14 protein-coding genes and 1 pseudogene are annotated in these 12,881 nt (G+C 63.3%); 10 read left to right on the plus strand and 5 right to left on the minus strand.

What is annotated here, in order from left to right; genetic code table 11:
• Positions 1 to 302: 302 nt before the first annotated feature.
• From ACUXH0_RS12685 to ACUXH0_RS12700, 4 genes and pseudogenes are all read right to left on the minus strand, one after another.
• Positions 303 to 1,181: pseudogene (locus ACUXH0_RS12685) on the minus strand (YifB family Mg chelatase-like AAA ATPase); the annotation flags it as partial.
• Between the two features lie 214 nt (positions 1,182 to 1,395).
• Positions 1,396 to 1,908 (minus strand): hypothetical protein, encoded by a 513-nt coding sequence (locus ACUXH0_RS12690; RefSeq protein WP_004637063.1) that lies wholly within the window; start codon positions 1,906 to 1,908, stop codon positions 1,396 to 1,398.
• Between the two features lie 177 nt (positions 1,909 to 2,085).
• On the minus strand, positions 2,086 to 2,343 hold the full coding sequence (locus tag ACUXH0_RS12695) for an accessory factor UbiK family protein (RefSeq protein WP_004637064.1): 258 nt from the start codon (positions 2,341 to 2,343) through the stop codon (positions 2,086 to 2,088).
• 279 nt (positions 2,344 to 2,622) lie between these two features.
• The gene (locus ACUXH0_RS12700; RefSeq protein WP_182594060.1) at positions 2,623 to 2,841 is read right to left on the minus strand and encodes a hypothetical protein; all 219 of its coding nucleotides are present in this window, start codon (positions 2,839 to 2,841) and stop codon (positions 2,623 to 2,625) included.
• A gap of 34 nt (positions 2,842 to 2,875) precedes the next feature.
• Here ACUXH0_RS12700 and ACUXH0_RS12705 point away from each other — a divergent pair, with 34 nt between their 5' ends.
• The 10 genes from ACUXH0_RS12705 (at position 2,876) to bfr (ending at position 12,062) form a co-directional block, all read left to right on the plus strand.
• Positions 2,876 to 3,691 (plus strand): TorF family putative porin, encoded by an 816-nt coding sequence (locus ACUXH0_RS12705; RefSeq protein WP_009239214.1) that lies wholly within the window; start codon positions 2,876 to 2,878, stop codon positions 3,689 to 3,691.
• Between the two features lie 46 nt (positions 3,692 to 3,737).
• Positions 3,738 to 4,076, plus strand: a complete 339-nt coding sequence (locus ACUXH0_RS12710) for a P-II family nitrogen regulator (protein ID WP_004637070.1) — start codon at positions 3,738 to 3,740, stop codon at positions 4,074 to 4,076.
• Between the two features lie 30 nt (positions 4,077 to 4,106).
• Positions 4,107 to 5,654, plus strand: a complete 1,548-nt coding sequence (locus ACUXH0_RS12715; protein WP_004637072.1) for an ammonium transporter — start codon at positions 4,107 to 4,109, stop codon at positions 5,652 to 5,654.
• Positions 5,655 to 6,019: 365 nt separating this feature from the next.
• Positions 6,020 to 7,315 (plus strand): glutamate--cysteine ligase, encoded by a 1,296-nt coding sequence (gshA, locus tag ACUXH0_RS12720; RefSeq protein WP_004637074.1) that lies wholly within the window; start codon positions 6,020 to 6,022, stop codon positions 7,313 to 7,315.
• A 32-nt stretch (positions 7,316 to 7,347) separates the two neighbouring features.
• Complete coding sequence (gene gshB / locus ACUXH0_RS12725) at positions 7,348 to 8,319, plus strand: glutathione synthase (protein ID WP_004637075.1); 972 nt, start codon at positions 7,348 to 7,350, stop codon at positions 8,317 to 8,319.
• Between the two features lie 119 nt (positions 8,320 to 8,438).
• Positions 8,439 to 8,894, plus strand: coding sequence for a PTS sugar transporter subunit IIA (locus ACUXH0_RS12730; protein ID WP_024973713.1), 456 nt, complete (start codon positions 8,439 to 8,441; stop codon positions 8,892 to 8,894).
• Complete coding sequence (locus tag ACUXH0_RS12735) at positions 8,863 to 9,132, plus strand: HPr family phosphocarrier protein (RefSeq protein ID WP_012761041.1); 270 nt, start codon at positions 8,863 to 8,865, stop codon at positions 9,130 to 9,132. Before ACUXH0_RS12730 ends, ACUXH0_RS12735 begins: the two co-directional genes overlap by 32 nt.
• 44 nt (positions 9,133 to 9,176) lie before the next feature.
• On the plus strand, positions 9,177 to 10,928 hold the full coding sequence (ptsP, locus tag ACUXH0_RS12740; protein ID WP_004637088.1) for a phosphoenolpyruvate--protein phosphotransferase: 1,752 nt from the start codon (positions 9,177 to 9,179) through the stop codon (positions 10,926 to 10,928).
• Between the two features lie 230 nt (positions 10,929 to 11,158).
• Positions 11,159 to 11,434, plus strand: coding sequence for a (2Fe-2S)-binding protein (locus ACUXH0_RS12745; RefSeq protein ID WP_004637090.1), 276 nt, complete (start codon positions 11,159 to 11,161; stop codon positions 11,432 to 11,434).
• Positions 11,435 to 11,582: 148 nt separating this feature from the next.
• A complete protein-coding gene (gene bfr / locus ACUXH0_RS12750; protein WP_004637092.1) occupies positions 11,583 to 12,062 on the plus strand; it encodes a bacterioferritin in 480 nt (159 codons plus the stop codon).
• A gap of 65 nt (positions 12,063 to 12,127) precedes the next feature.
• Here the strand turns inward: bfr and ACUXH0_RS12755 are convergent, their stop codons facing one another.
• The gene (locus ACUXH0_RS12755; protein WP_182594059.1) at positions 12,128 to 12,877 is read right to left on the minus strand and encodes a HesA/MoeB/ThiF family protein; all 750 of its coding nucleotides are present in this window, start codon (positions 12,875 to 12,877) and stop codon (positions 12,128 to 12,130) included.
• Between the last annotated feature and the right edge of the window lie 4 nt (positions 12,878 to 12,881).

Raw genomic sequence — 12,881 nt, forward strand, 5'->3', positions numbered from 1 at the left:
GCGACTCTGCGGGCGTTTCTGCATCAATTTCTGCGACGCATTGCATATCAATAAGTGCGACGGAGTCCGCCCAGGTCACCCCGACTGGCATGCCGACTAAGAAGTACAGCGTTGTCCCGTTCGTTGGTTTCACCAACCCTGCGACCATCCTGCTGTTTTGGTAAGCATGTTTCACGATCGAGTGCTCTACGACTCTCATGTTCGGGCTGTGCTGACTTATCTCCTGCAAGTCATAAGAGTCCGGGCCGGATCATAGCGTCGCATTTATTTCGAATATGTCGCAACTATTGTGAGATATGACAGCCCCCGCCCACCATCGCCACCGCAGATGCTGTGTGGTGTGGCGAACGGAACGGCCGCACCTTCCAACGCCGTGCGTCGAAGCCGCGCGTGGTCAGGCTCATCACCGCGGCGGCGGAAAGCGCTTCGTCATCGCTCATGTCCGGCAGCAAGCCGGGAAACCGTTGCGCGAGCATCGACTTGCCGGTGCCGGGCGGCCCGATCATCAACATGGAATGACCGCCGGCGGCGGCCACTTCCAGCGCGCGCCGCGCTTGCGGCTGCCCCCGCACGTCCGCCAAGTCGGGATAGCGGATGTCCGCGTCGACCAGCGCGGGCAGCGCGGGCGCGAGCTTGCGATCCGGCGCGCTCAGGTGGTCGCACACCTCGATGAGCGTGCGCGCGGGCAGGACTTTGGTGCCGCTTACTAGCGCAGCTTCGGCGGCGTTCTCGGCGGGCAGCACGAAGGCGCGGGCAAGTGGTGCGTCGCCATCGGCGGAGACGGGGTTGCGCGACAGCGCATACGCCATCGCCAGCGCACCGCGAATCGGCCGCAGATCGCCGGACAGCGACAGCTCGCCCGCAAACTCGTGCGCGTCCAGGTGCGTGTGCGGAATCTGCCGGCTCGCAGCGAGAATCCCCAGCGCGATAGCGAGGTCGAACCGGCCCGATTCTTTTGGAAGATCGGCCGGGGCGAGGTTGACGGTGATGCGCCGCGCCGGAAACTCGAAGCGGCTGTTCTGGATCGCTGCCCGTACGCGATCCTTGCTTTCCTTCACCTCGGTATCAGGCAGGCCGACGATGGTGAACGATGGCAGGCCATTCGCCAGATGGACCTCCACCGAGACGGCTGGCGCATCGATACCCGAGAGCGCGCGCGAACGCAGTACAGCGAGGCTCATTGCGCAGTCCTTCGGGAGAACTCACGAGCAAGGCAGAAGGCTTGGCATCGGTGCATGGCGTGACGGAGTGTGACGGTTGCGGAACCCTCCACTGTGCCAGCCGCGTTGCGCTGCCATGGCCATCGGCATCCAAATTTGACGATCGCTTTGGTATGAGAAACGGGCACAAAAAAACCGGAGCACTGGGCTCCGGCTTTGTTGTCGGCAGATCAATTCAGGGGAAGGCCGGCATGGCCGAGTCTTCGCCGCTGAAGCGGCCTTCGGGATGCGTCCTCTGCAGCAGCGCGCGTACCTCGCTTACGCGCGAGCGCGGCACATCGACCATCAGCAGGATCTGCCCATCCTCCACTGCCTGCTTGAACGGTTTCAGGCGGCTGTTGGGCACCGAACTGCCGATCATGCTCGAAGCCCACGCGCCAAACAGCGCGCCAACCACGGTGGTAATGCCGACCATGCCCCACTGCGGCCCTTCGCCAATGACCGGGAAGATGGCCGCCACAATGCCCGCCAGCACCCCTGCACCCCCGCCGATCACGAGCCCGTTCTGGGTGGCGTGGACGATGTCGGAAGTCTGGAGGATATTGGCCTCATGCAGGCCAGTGAGGTCGACGCCGGGCTTGGAGACGAAGTGGATGTGGCGTTCGGTGATGCGCGCCAGCAGAAGGTCGTTCATCACGCGCCGGGCGCTGACGACGTCCGGCATCAGGAAGTAGAGGCGATGCTGCATGATCTTCTCCTCAAGCGCAGCTGCGCGATGCGTCTTAAGGACGTTCTAGATCAGTTCGCCAGCCGCAACAAGGCGGTGCATCAATCTTTTCGCTGTGCACCGCAGCAAGGGTGCAGCGGTCGGCACAGCGGCCAGGCAGATGCGCGCCCCGCGCAACACCCGGCGGCAGCTCGCTGCTTACTGATCTGCGGGGGCGGCGGACTTGAGTTGAGCTTCCAGTGCGGCCACGCGCGTTTCCAGTTCCTCCAGACGCGCACGCGTACGTGCCAGGACCTGCGATTGCACGTCGAATTCCTCGCGCGTCACCAGATCGAGCTTGGAGAAGCCCTGGGTCATCATCGCGCGGACGTTCTTTTCGATGTCGGCCGCCGGCGAGTTGCGCAGGGCTTCGCTGACGCGGTTCTGGAAGTCGGAAAAGAGATCGGTCGGTTTCATGTCGTTTGCTCCGTGGGTCGTGCTGTCTGCGCCAGGCCGGTGCATGCACCGTAACCGTGCGCGTGAATTGCTGTGTCGTGGTGCGAAGGCCCGCGTCAGGCGCGTGGTTTCGGTGCTGCTGGCCGAGATGGTACCGGCTGAGCGCTGTGAACGGCACACCTTGCGTCAAATCTCGCTGCGATGCGGCATTGGCGTCCCCATCCAAATGGGGACAGAACGGATGGTCGCAGCTTCCGCGCCGCGCCCTGTGCGCCACCGCATGGGGCTCAAATCACTCTATCACATGGTTTTTATCGCGCCATGACGGCGTAGGCCGCCATGGCGTGAACCCGCCTGCGGCAACTGTTCACGGGCAGCAGGCGTTGCCAGGTGAAACCCGTCCCCAATTTCCTCCGCCTTTGCGCTATGGCGCAACGCGAGGCCGTAACCGAAGGCGCCCTCCAAGCTGACGACATCGACATGGCATGACAGTTGCAGAACTGGTGCGATTTTTTTCAATTCCGTTGCGACTGTCTAAAGGGGGAGAGCCGTTATGAAGAAGTTTGCGTACGCAGCCAGTCTGGTACTGCTGACCGGTGCCGTTGCCGGTGTCAGCCAAACCGCCATCGCGCAGTCCGCACCCGCGGCTGATGCACCGGCCGCCGCACCGGCGCCCGCGCCGGCCGCACTCACGGCCAACGTCACGCTGGCCAGCCAATACCGCTACCGCGGCATCATGCAGACCAACAACAAGCCGGCCATTCAGGGCGGCTTTGACTACGCCATTCCTGGCGGTGTGTTGCCCGAGGGTTTCTACATCGGTAACTGGAACTCGTCGATCAGCTGGTTGAGCGATTCCAACTCGAACGTCTCCGCACCGATCGAGATGGACTTCTACGGCGGCTACAAGACCGAGATCGTCAAGGACGTGCCCATCGACGTGGGCGTGCTCCAGTACTACTACCCGGGCAGCTATCCCGACGGTTTCACGCGTCCGCACACGACCGAAGGCTATGCGCAGATCGGCTACGGCCCGGTCACGTTCAAGTATTCGCACGCGTTTTCGAACCTGTTCGGCACGCCCGATTCGCATCACAGCCAGTACTTCGATCTGTCGGGCAACTTCGATACCGGCTTTTGGGGCCTGACGCTGAACCTGCATGCGGGCTACCAGCAAGTGCCCCATCAGACCGTGCGCGCTTCGTATGCCGACTGGAAGGTCGGCGTGACGAAAGACTTCGGCAACGGCTGGGCGGCGTCGCTGGCCTACATCGATACGAACGCTTCGCGCGCGTTCTATACGAACACGCGCGGCAACTACATGGGCAAGGCCACGGCCCTGCTGTCGATCACCAAGACTTTCCAATAACGATGCGGGGCGGCGCCCCGGTGCCGCCGACCGAGGAGGAACCAGCATGAAACTCATCATGGCCATCATCAAGCCGTTCAAGCTCGACGAGGTCCGCGAGGCATTGTCCGAAGTGGGTGTATCGGGCATTACCGTCACGGAAGTCAAAGGCTTCGGACGTCAGAAGGGTCATACCGAGCTTTACCGCGGCGCGGAGTACATCGTCGACTTCCTGCCTAAAGTAAAGATCGAAGTGGCCGTGCCTGACGACGTGGTCGAGCGCGCCGTCGAGGCCATCGAAAAATCTGCGCGCACCGGCAAGATCGGCGACGGCAAGATCTTCGTGGCCGACGTCGAACAAGTCATCCGCATCCGCACCGGTGAGACCGGTGGCGACGCCCTATAAGCCCCAATCCGCCAAGGAAGAGGTCAAAACATGAAAACCTGGTTCACACGATTCCTGACGGCTGGGGCCGTCGCTGCCGTGCTCGCAGGCGCCGTGATCTCGGCGCCGGCCGCCGCACAGGACAAGCCGGCGGCTGAAGCTTCGGCGCCGGTTGCCGCGGCCGCCGCTTCCGAGCCGGCCGCTGCCGCACCGGCAGCCGCAGCTCCGGCTGCAGCCCCCGCCGCCGCAGCTGCTCCAGCTGCCGCTGCGCCCGCCGCTGCTGCGCCCGTCCCCAACAAGGGCGACACGGCGTGGCTGCTGGTCTCCACCGCCTTCGTCATCTTGATGACGCTGCCGGGCCTGGCGCTGTTCTATGGCGGCCTGGTGCGCAAGAAGAACATGCTGTCGGTGCTGATGCAGTGCATGGGCATCTTCTCGCTCATCATCATCCTGTGGGCCATCTACGGTTACAGCTTTGCGTTTACCGAGGGCAACGCGTTCTTCGGCGGGCTGGATCGCCTGTTCCTGAAGGGTCTGACGCCCGATTCGGTTGCCGCCACCTTCAGCAAAGGCGTGGTGGTGCCGGAATACGCGTACTTCGCCTTCCAAGGCGCGTTTGCGGCGATTACCTGCGCTCTGATCATCGGTGCTTTCGCCGAGCGTGCGAAGTTCTCCGCCGTGCTGCTGTTCGTGGTGCTGTGGTTCACCTTCAGCTACGTGCCGATCGCCCACATGGTCTGGTTCTGGCCGGGTCCGGACGGCTTTACCGACGCCAAGGCGGCCGAGGTGATGACGGCCAAGTCGGGTTGGCTGTTCCAGAAGGGCGCGCTGGACTTTGCCGGTGGCACCGTGGTGCACATCAACGCTGCTGTGGCGGGTCTGGTGGGCGCTTTCCTGTTCGGCAAGCGCATCGGCTTTGGCCGTGAGGCGCTCAAGCCGCACAGCCTGACGCTGACGATGGTCGGTGCCTCGCTGCTCTGGTTCGGCTGGTTCGGCTTCAACGCCGGCTCGGCCCTGGAAGCCAACGGCAGCGCCGCGCTGGCCTTCGTCAACACGCTGCTGGCGACCGCCGCTGCCGTGCTGTCGTGGAGCTTCGGCGAGTGGTTCGGCAAGAGCAAGCCTTCGATGCTGGGTGCCGCATCGGGTGCCGTGGCTGGCCTGGTGGCCATCACCCCGGCCGCCGGCTTTGTCGGCCCGATGGGTTCGATCGCGCTCGGCATCATCGCCGGCCTGCTGTGCCTGTGGGGCGTGAATGGCCTCAAGCGCATGCTGGGCATGGACGACACGCTGGACGTGTTCGGTGTGCACGGCGTGGGCGGTATCCTCGGCGCGCTGCTGACCGGCGTCTTCGCGGCGCCGAGCCTGGGCGGCACCGGCATCTACGACTATGTCGCCAACAAGGTAGCCGACGATTACTCGATCGGCGGCCAGCTGTGGATCCAGTTCCAGGGCGTGGCGACCACGGTCATCTGGTCTGCAGTGGTGGCGTTCATTTCGTACAAGATCGTCGATGCCATTGTTGGCCTGCGCGTGCCGGAAGAAGAGGAGCGCGAGGGCCTGGACATCACGTCCCACGGCGAAACTGCCTACGAAGACTGATCGTCTGCGTCATCCCGCAAAAGACCCGGCCGCGCGCCGGGTTTTTTGTGTCGCCACCTGAGCCGGACGTCCTTAAGTCCGATGTAAAAAAGCTTCAATTGCCTCTCGTTATGCGGGCGCTTACATTGCAGACGTGGTTTCCTCCACCTGCAGAACGCTCCCCGTATCTGTCAGGCTATTCCCCAAGCGCGGCAGCCCCGCGCTTTTTTTTGTCCGGTTTTTTTGTGTGGCCTGCTGCACTGCCGCACAGCGCCTCTTGCGAATCCTCTTTCCTGACCGCATATCGATAGCCCGCTGTCGTCTGCAAGCTATTGTCTGTTCCTCTACAATTGGAGTGGGCGATAAATAACATCAATAGGAAGGGTATGGTTCCGCACTTGATCACCGCGCTGAACGGGCCGCTGCTTGAGCTCGAGCAGAAGATTCTTGACGCCACGCCCGCCATCGAACGCTGGTTCCGCCTGGAATGGCAGGAACACACGCCGCCGTTCTACTGTTCCGTCGATTTGCGCAACGCCGGCTTCAAGCTGGCGCCGGTCGACACGAACCTGTTCCCGGGCGGCTTCAACAACCTCGCGCCCGAGATGCTGCCGCTGGCTGTGCAAGCCGCCATGGCCGCCATCGAAAAAATCTGCCCCGACGCCAAGAACCTCCTGCTGATCCCCGAGCGCCACACGCGCAACATGTTCTATCTGCAGAACGTGGCGCGCCTGTCGCAGATCATGCGCCAAGCGGGGCTGAATGTGCGTCTCGGCTCGCTCTCCGAAGACATCACCGAGCCGACCCCGATCGATCTGCCCGATGGACAGCGCCTAGTGGTCGAACCGATCAAGCGCATCGGTACCAAGGGCCGTCGCTTGGGCATGGAAGACTTCGATCCGTGCTCGATCCTGCTGAACAACGATCTGTCAGCCGGCGTGCCGCCCATCCTCGAGAACATCAACGAGCAATATCTGCTGCCGCCACTCCATGCCGGCTGGTCGCAGCGCCGCAAGACCAACCACTTTGCCGCCTACGATGAAGTGGCCAAGAAGTTCGCCAAGCTGATCGACATCGACCCGTGGATGGTCAACCCGTACTTCACCAAATGCAGCGGACTGGACTTCCATGAGCGCGCCGGCGAGGAGGAACTCGCTCACGCGGTCGAGACGGTGCTGAAGAAAACCGCCAAGAAGTACAAGGAATACGGCGTGACCGAGACCCCCTACGTGGTGGTCAAGGCCGACGCCGGCACCTATGGCATGGGTGTGATGACCGTGCGCGATCCTTCCGAGGTCAAGGGCCTCAACCGGAAGGAGCGCAACAAGATGAGCGTGGTCAAGGAGGGCCTGGAGGTCTCCGAAGTGATCGTGCAGGAAGGCGTGCACACCTTCGAGAAGATCAACGAAGCCGTGGCCGAGCCCGTCGTCTACATGATCGACCGCTATGTGGTGGGCGGTTTCTACCGGGTTCACACGGGCCGCGGCGTGGACGAGAATCTCAACGCGCCAGGCATGCATTTCGTGCCGCTGCCGTTTGCGTCGAATTCGCTGCCGGACAGCCATGCCAAGCCGGGCGCCGGTGAGCCGAACCGCTTCTATATGTACGGCGTCGTGGCGCGCTTGGCGCTGTTGGCTGCATCGCTCGAGCTTGAGAAGACCGACCCGAACCCGCTGATCTGATCGGCCGTATCCCCGCTGCAGAAGGAACCGCCATGCGCATCCTGTTCATCGTCGATCCGCTGTCGACGTTCAAGACCTACAAGGATTCCACCTTCGCGATGATGCGCGAGGCGGCGGCGCGCGGCTATGCCATCTACACGTGCCTGCAGTCGCAGCTCACGTTGGCGAACAACGTGGTCGAAACCGTTGCCACGCCTATCGCACTGACCGGCGATGAGGACGACTGGTATCGCGCCGGCGATGCTCGCCTGCTCCCGCTCACCGGCTTTGACGCCGTGCTGATGCGCAAGGACCCCCCATTCGACATGGAATACGTCACCAGCACGTGGCTGCTGGAGATTGCCGAGCGGCAGGGCGCGCGCGTGTTCAACAAGCCGCAGGCGATTCGTGACCATTCGGAGAAGCTCGCCATCGCGCAGTTCCGCGAGTTCACCGTGCCGACCATCGTGTCCCGCGATGCCAAGCGTCTGCGCGAATTCCACGCCGAGCAGGGCGACGTCATCTTCAAGCCGCTCGACGGCATGGGCGGTGCGGGCATCTTCCGCGTGGGACCGGATGGCCTGAACCTCGGGGCGGTGATCGAATCGCTTACCGACAACGGCGCGCGCACGATCATGGCTCAGCAGTACATTCCGGCGATCCGTGAGGGCGACAAACGCATTCTCCTGATCGGCGGGTCGCCGGTGCCGCATTCGCTGGCGCGGGTGCCGATGGCGGGCGAGGTACGTGGCAATCTGGCGGCTGGCGGTACGGGCAGGGCCCAGCCGCTGTCTGAGCGCGATCAGGTGATCGCACACGCACTTGCGCCCGTGCTGTGGCAACGCGGTCTGCTGCTCGTCGGCCTCGACGTCATTGGGGATTACCTCACCGAGGTGAACGTCACCAGTCCGACGTGTTTCCAGGAAATCACGCAGCAGACGGGCTTCAATGTGGCCGGAATGTTCATCGACGCGCTGGAGCGCGCCGCAGGCAAGAGCAGCGGATTGGGCCGCAAGCCCGCCTGATTGGGCGGCATGGCCCTTCCGCCGAGGGTCCTCCACAAGGGGGAAGTCTGGAGCACGGCTGCACAATTGCGCCAAATGGCCCTGATACAATCGGCGTTACACCGATTCGCTTTTCAATCATGGCAGGGATTCTGATCATCGCTCATGCGCCGCTGGCCAGCGCACTGCGCGATTGCGCTGCACACGTCTATTGCGGAGAGCCTGAAGGGCTGGGCGCAATCGATGTCCTGCCCGATGCCGAGCCGGCTGCCGTGCTGGCCCAGGCGCGCGACAAGCTCGCCGAACTCATTGAAGCCAACGGCGCGCTGGTGCTGACCGACATCTTCGGGGCCACGCCCGCCAATATCGCCTCGCGCCTGGCTGATCCGGGCCGCGTGCGCGTGCTGGCCGGCGTGAACCTGCCGATGCTCGTGCGCGCCATCTGCTATCGCTCCGAAAAACTCGAACAACTTGCCGCCAAGGCCCTGGCCGGCGGCGCGCAAGGCGTACTGCAGGTCGGCTCGACAGCCGTTCAGAACCAGGTTGCCAACCATCCGGACAAATATGCTGCAGAGGGATATCACCATCATCAATAAGCTCGGGCTGCATGCCCGAGCCTCCGCCAAACTCACGCAGCTCGCCAGCAAGTTCGACAGCCAGATCAAGATGTCGCGCAACGGCCGTCAGGTCGACGCCAAGAGCATCATGGGCGTGATGATGCTGGCCGCGGGCATTGGCTCTACCGTCACGCTGGAGATCGAAGGCCCGGACGAGCACGACGCCATGGATGGTCTCGTCGCGCTCATCAACGATCGCTTCGGCGAAGGCGAATAAAGCGCCCGCCGCACTCCACTTCAACGCCGCTCCGGCCAGCGTCTATGCCTTTTACCCTTCACGGTATTCCGGTCTCGCGCGGCATCTCCATCGGCCGCGCCCACATGCTGGCGCGTGCGGCGCTCGATGTGTCGCACTACCTGGTCGACGAAGACAAGCTTGACGCCGAGGTCGAGCGCTTGCGCAGTGCCCGCGCCACCGTGCGCTCCGAACTGGCCGCACTCAAGCGCGACCTCCCCAGCGATGTGCCCGAAGAGATGGGCGCCTTCCTCGATGTGCACGCGATGATTCTGGATGACGCGTTGCTCTCGCAGGTGCCCGAGACGCTGATTCGCCAGCGACGCTACAACGCAGAGTGGGCGCTCACAACGCAGCTTGAAGAGCTGATCCGCCAGTTCGGTGAAATCGAAGACGAATACCTGCGCGAGCGCAAGGCCGACATCGAGCAGGTGGTTGAACGCATTCTGAAGGTACTGGCCGGCGCGCCCGCGTTGGCACCGGCTCCGGTGGCGGTTGGTTGCGATCCGGATGCCGGCATGATCGTCGTCGCGCACGATATTGCGCCGGCCGACATGCTGCAGTTCCGCGGCCAGACCTTCGCCGGCTTCGTGACCGACCTGGGCGGCCGCACCTCGCACACCGCCATCGTGGCGCGTAGCCTCGACATTCCGGCGGCGGTAGGTGTGCATAACGCGAGTACGCTGATTCGGCAGGATGACATCGTCGTCATTGACGGCGACAACGGCATCGTCATTGTCGATCCGAGCACGTCCATCCTTGAGGAATACCGCCACCGCCGCAGCGAAGGCGAGCTGCAGAAGAAGCGTCTCGAACGTCTGCGTCATACGCCTACCGTTACACTCGACGGTACGCAAATCGAACTGCAGGCGAACATCGAAATGCCCGAAGATGCGGCTGCCGCTGTCAAAGCCGGCGCCGTGGGCGTGGGCCTGTTCCGCTCCGAATTCCTCTTCATGAACCGTCGTGGCGCGCTACCTGACGAGGAAGAACAGTTCCGCGCGTACCGTACCGCCGTTGAATCGATGATGGGCCTGCCCGTCACCATCCGCACCATCGACATCGGTGCCGACAAGCCGCTGGACATCCGCGACGACGTGTTCGAGACCGCGCCCAATCCGGCGCTGGGTTTGCGGGCGATCCGCTGGTCGCTGTCAGAGCCGGCGATGTTCCTGACGCAGTTGCGTGCGCTGTTGCGGGCATCTGCGTTTGGGCCGATCAAGATTCTCGTGCCGATGCTTGCGCACGCCCGCGAAATCGACCAGACGCTCGAATTGCTGGCACGCGCCAAGGCTTCGCTCGACGCCGACGGCCTGGCCTATGATCCGGGCATCAAGGTCGGTGCCATGATCGAGATACCGGCCGCCGTGCTGATCCTGCCGGTGTTCCTGCGCCGCATGGATTTTCTCTCGATCGGCACGAACGACCTGATCCAGTACACGCTCGCCATCGATCGCGCCGACAACGCCGTCGCGCATCTGTACGACCCGCTGCATCCAGCGGTGCTGCAATTGATCGCGCGCACCATCCGCGAAGCGCATCAGGCGGGCAAGCCCGTTTCCGTGTGCGGCGAGATGGCGGGCGACGCTTCCATGACGCGCCTGCTGCTCGGCATGGGCCTCACCGAATTCTCGATGCATCCGTCGCAGTTGCTGAGTGTCAAGCAGCAGATCCTGCGCTCGGACCGCCCGCGCTTGATGCGCGAGGCCGACCGCCTGCTGCACGCCTGCGAGCCGGCCGAAATCGAAGAGGCGCTCGGCGCGCTGGCGCGGGCTTGATGCGCGCATCTCAAAAGCGCCGGCTGCACCGAGTGTCGCACCGGCGCATCGCCTTCCACGGGCATGACCTCGCTCTAAGTGACTGAAATTGCACGTCTTTCTCTGAAAAGACGGCCCACATGCACCTGCATGGCCCTCCGCACGAAATGGGGTAGAACAAGAATTGTTCTCATTTCCATTCTCTGTTATTCTGGTTCCACAGCGCGTTCTGAGCGCTGCGGAGGAATCCCGTGTACGTCTGTATTTGCAACCAAGTGACCGACCGCGAAATCCATGGCGCCGCCCGTCTGGGCGTGTCGACGATGGACGAACTCGCCGAAACGCTCGGCGTGGGAACGTGCTGCGGACAATGCCGGGACTGCGCCAAGCAGGTGCTCGCCGAGGCGGTGAGCTGCATCCCTGTCGACCAGACCTTGGGCCGTGCCAGCACGCATGCCATAATCGAACGTCGCGACGAGCCCGTCGCCAATGATCAGGCCATCGTGGCTGGTGCATTGGCTGCCTGATCTCCCGTCTTTTCCTGTCGCCGCGAATTGCCGCCCAGGCGCTGAGCCTCGGTGGCATTTGTTGCTTTCTAGTCAGGCACGGGGCTCGCCTTGAACGGACGCGTGCGTGCGTCCATCACCGCAGTTGCACTTTGCTGGAGCCCCAAGAATGAAAGGCGATAAGAAGGTCATCCAATATCTGAACGCCCAGCTCAAGAACGAGCTGACCGCCATCAACCAGTATTTCCTCCACGCGCGCATGTACGGCCACTGGGGGCTCAAGCGCATCGGGGACCACGAATACAAGGAGTCGATCGGCGAGATGAAGCATGCCGATCGCCTGATCGAGCGCATCCTGATGCTCGACGGCCTGCCCAACCTGCAGGACCTGGGCAAGATCTTCATCGGCCAGGACACGAAAGAGATCATCGAATGCGACTTGAAGCTTGAGCGCGCAGCACACGGCACCGTGGTCGAGGGCATTGCCTACTGCGAATCGGTCAAGGATTACGTCAGCCGCGAAATTCTGGTCGACATCCTGGACGACACCGAAGAGCACATCGACTGGTTGGAAACGCAGCTTGAGCTGATCGACAAGGTCGGCATTCAGAACTACCTGCAATCGCAGATGGAGCCTGAGGGCGAATAAGGCTCGTCAGCCGCAAAAAAGAAGGAGGCCTCGGCCTCCTTTTTTGTCGTGCGTGTACCGGCGCGTCAGTGCATGCCCCCGCAGACCGGACAGGACGGCTGTCGAGCGATGCGCATCGTCGTCCATTCCATCGTTAAACCGTCGAGCATCAGAAGGCGGCCGGCAAGCGAACTGCCGATGCCGGCGATCAGCTTGAGTGCCTCGGCGGCCTGCACCGTACCCACCATGCCCACCAGCGGCGAGAACACGCCCATCGTTGCGCACGCCACGTCGGGCGCGGGCTCGTCGGGTGGGAACAGGCAGGCGTAGCAGGGGCCGCCGGCGCGGCTGTCGAACACGCTGATCTGTCCGTCGAAACGGATGGCTGCGCCCGACACCAGCGGCACGCCAGCCCGCACGCAGGCAAGGTTGGTGGCCTGGCGAGTGCCGAAGTTATCGGAGCAGTCCAGTACCACGCTCACGCCATCAAGGCGTGCGCCGATGGCATCCGCATCGAGCCGGCGCTGCACGGCATGCACGCGCACGTCGGGATTCAGCCGGGCGATGGCCGCCTGCGCGGATGCCACCTTCGGCTGCCCGACCGATTCCGTTGTGTGGATGATCTGGCGCTGCAGGTTGGTCAGGTCCACCGTGTCGTCGTCGACGATGGTGAGCGTGCCTATGCCCGCCGCCGCCAGATACGGCAGGGCCGCAGCGCCCAGCCCGCCCGCGCCGATGACAAGCGCATGGCTTTCAAGCAGGCGCGTCTGCCCCTCGATGCCGATTTCGTCGAGCAGGATATGGCGCGAGTAGCGCAGCAGTTGATCGTCGTTCATGGTG

This window comes from Ralstonia sp. 110700041-2, from assembly GCF_056280165.1.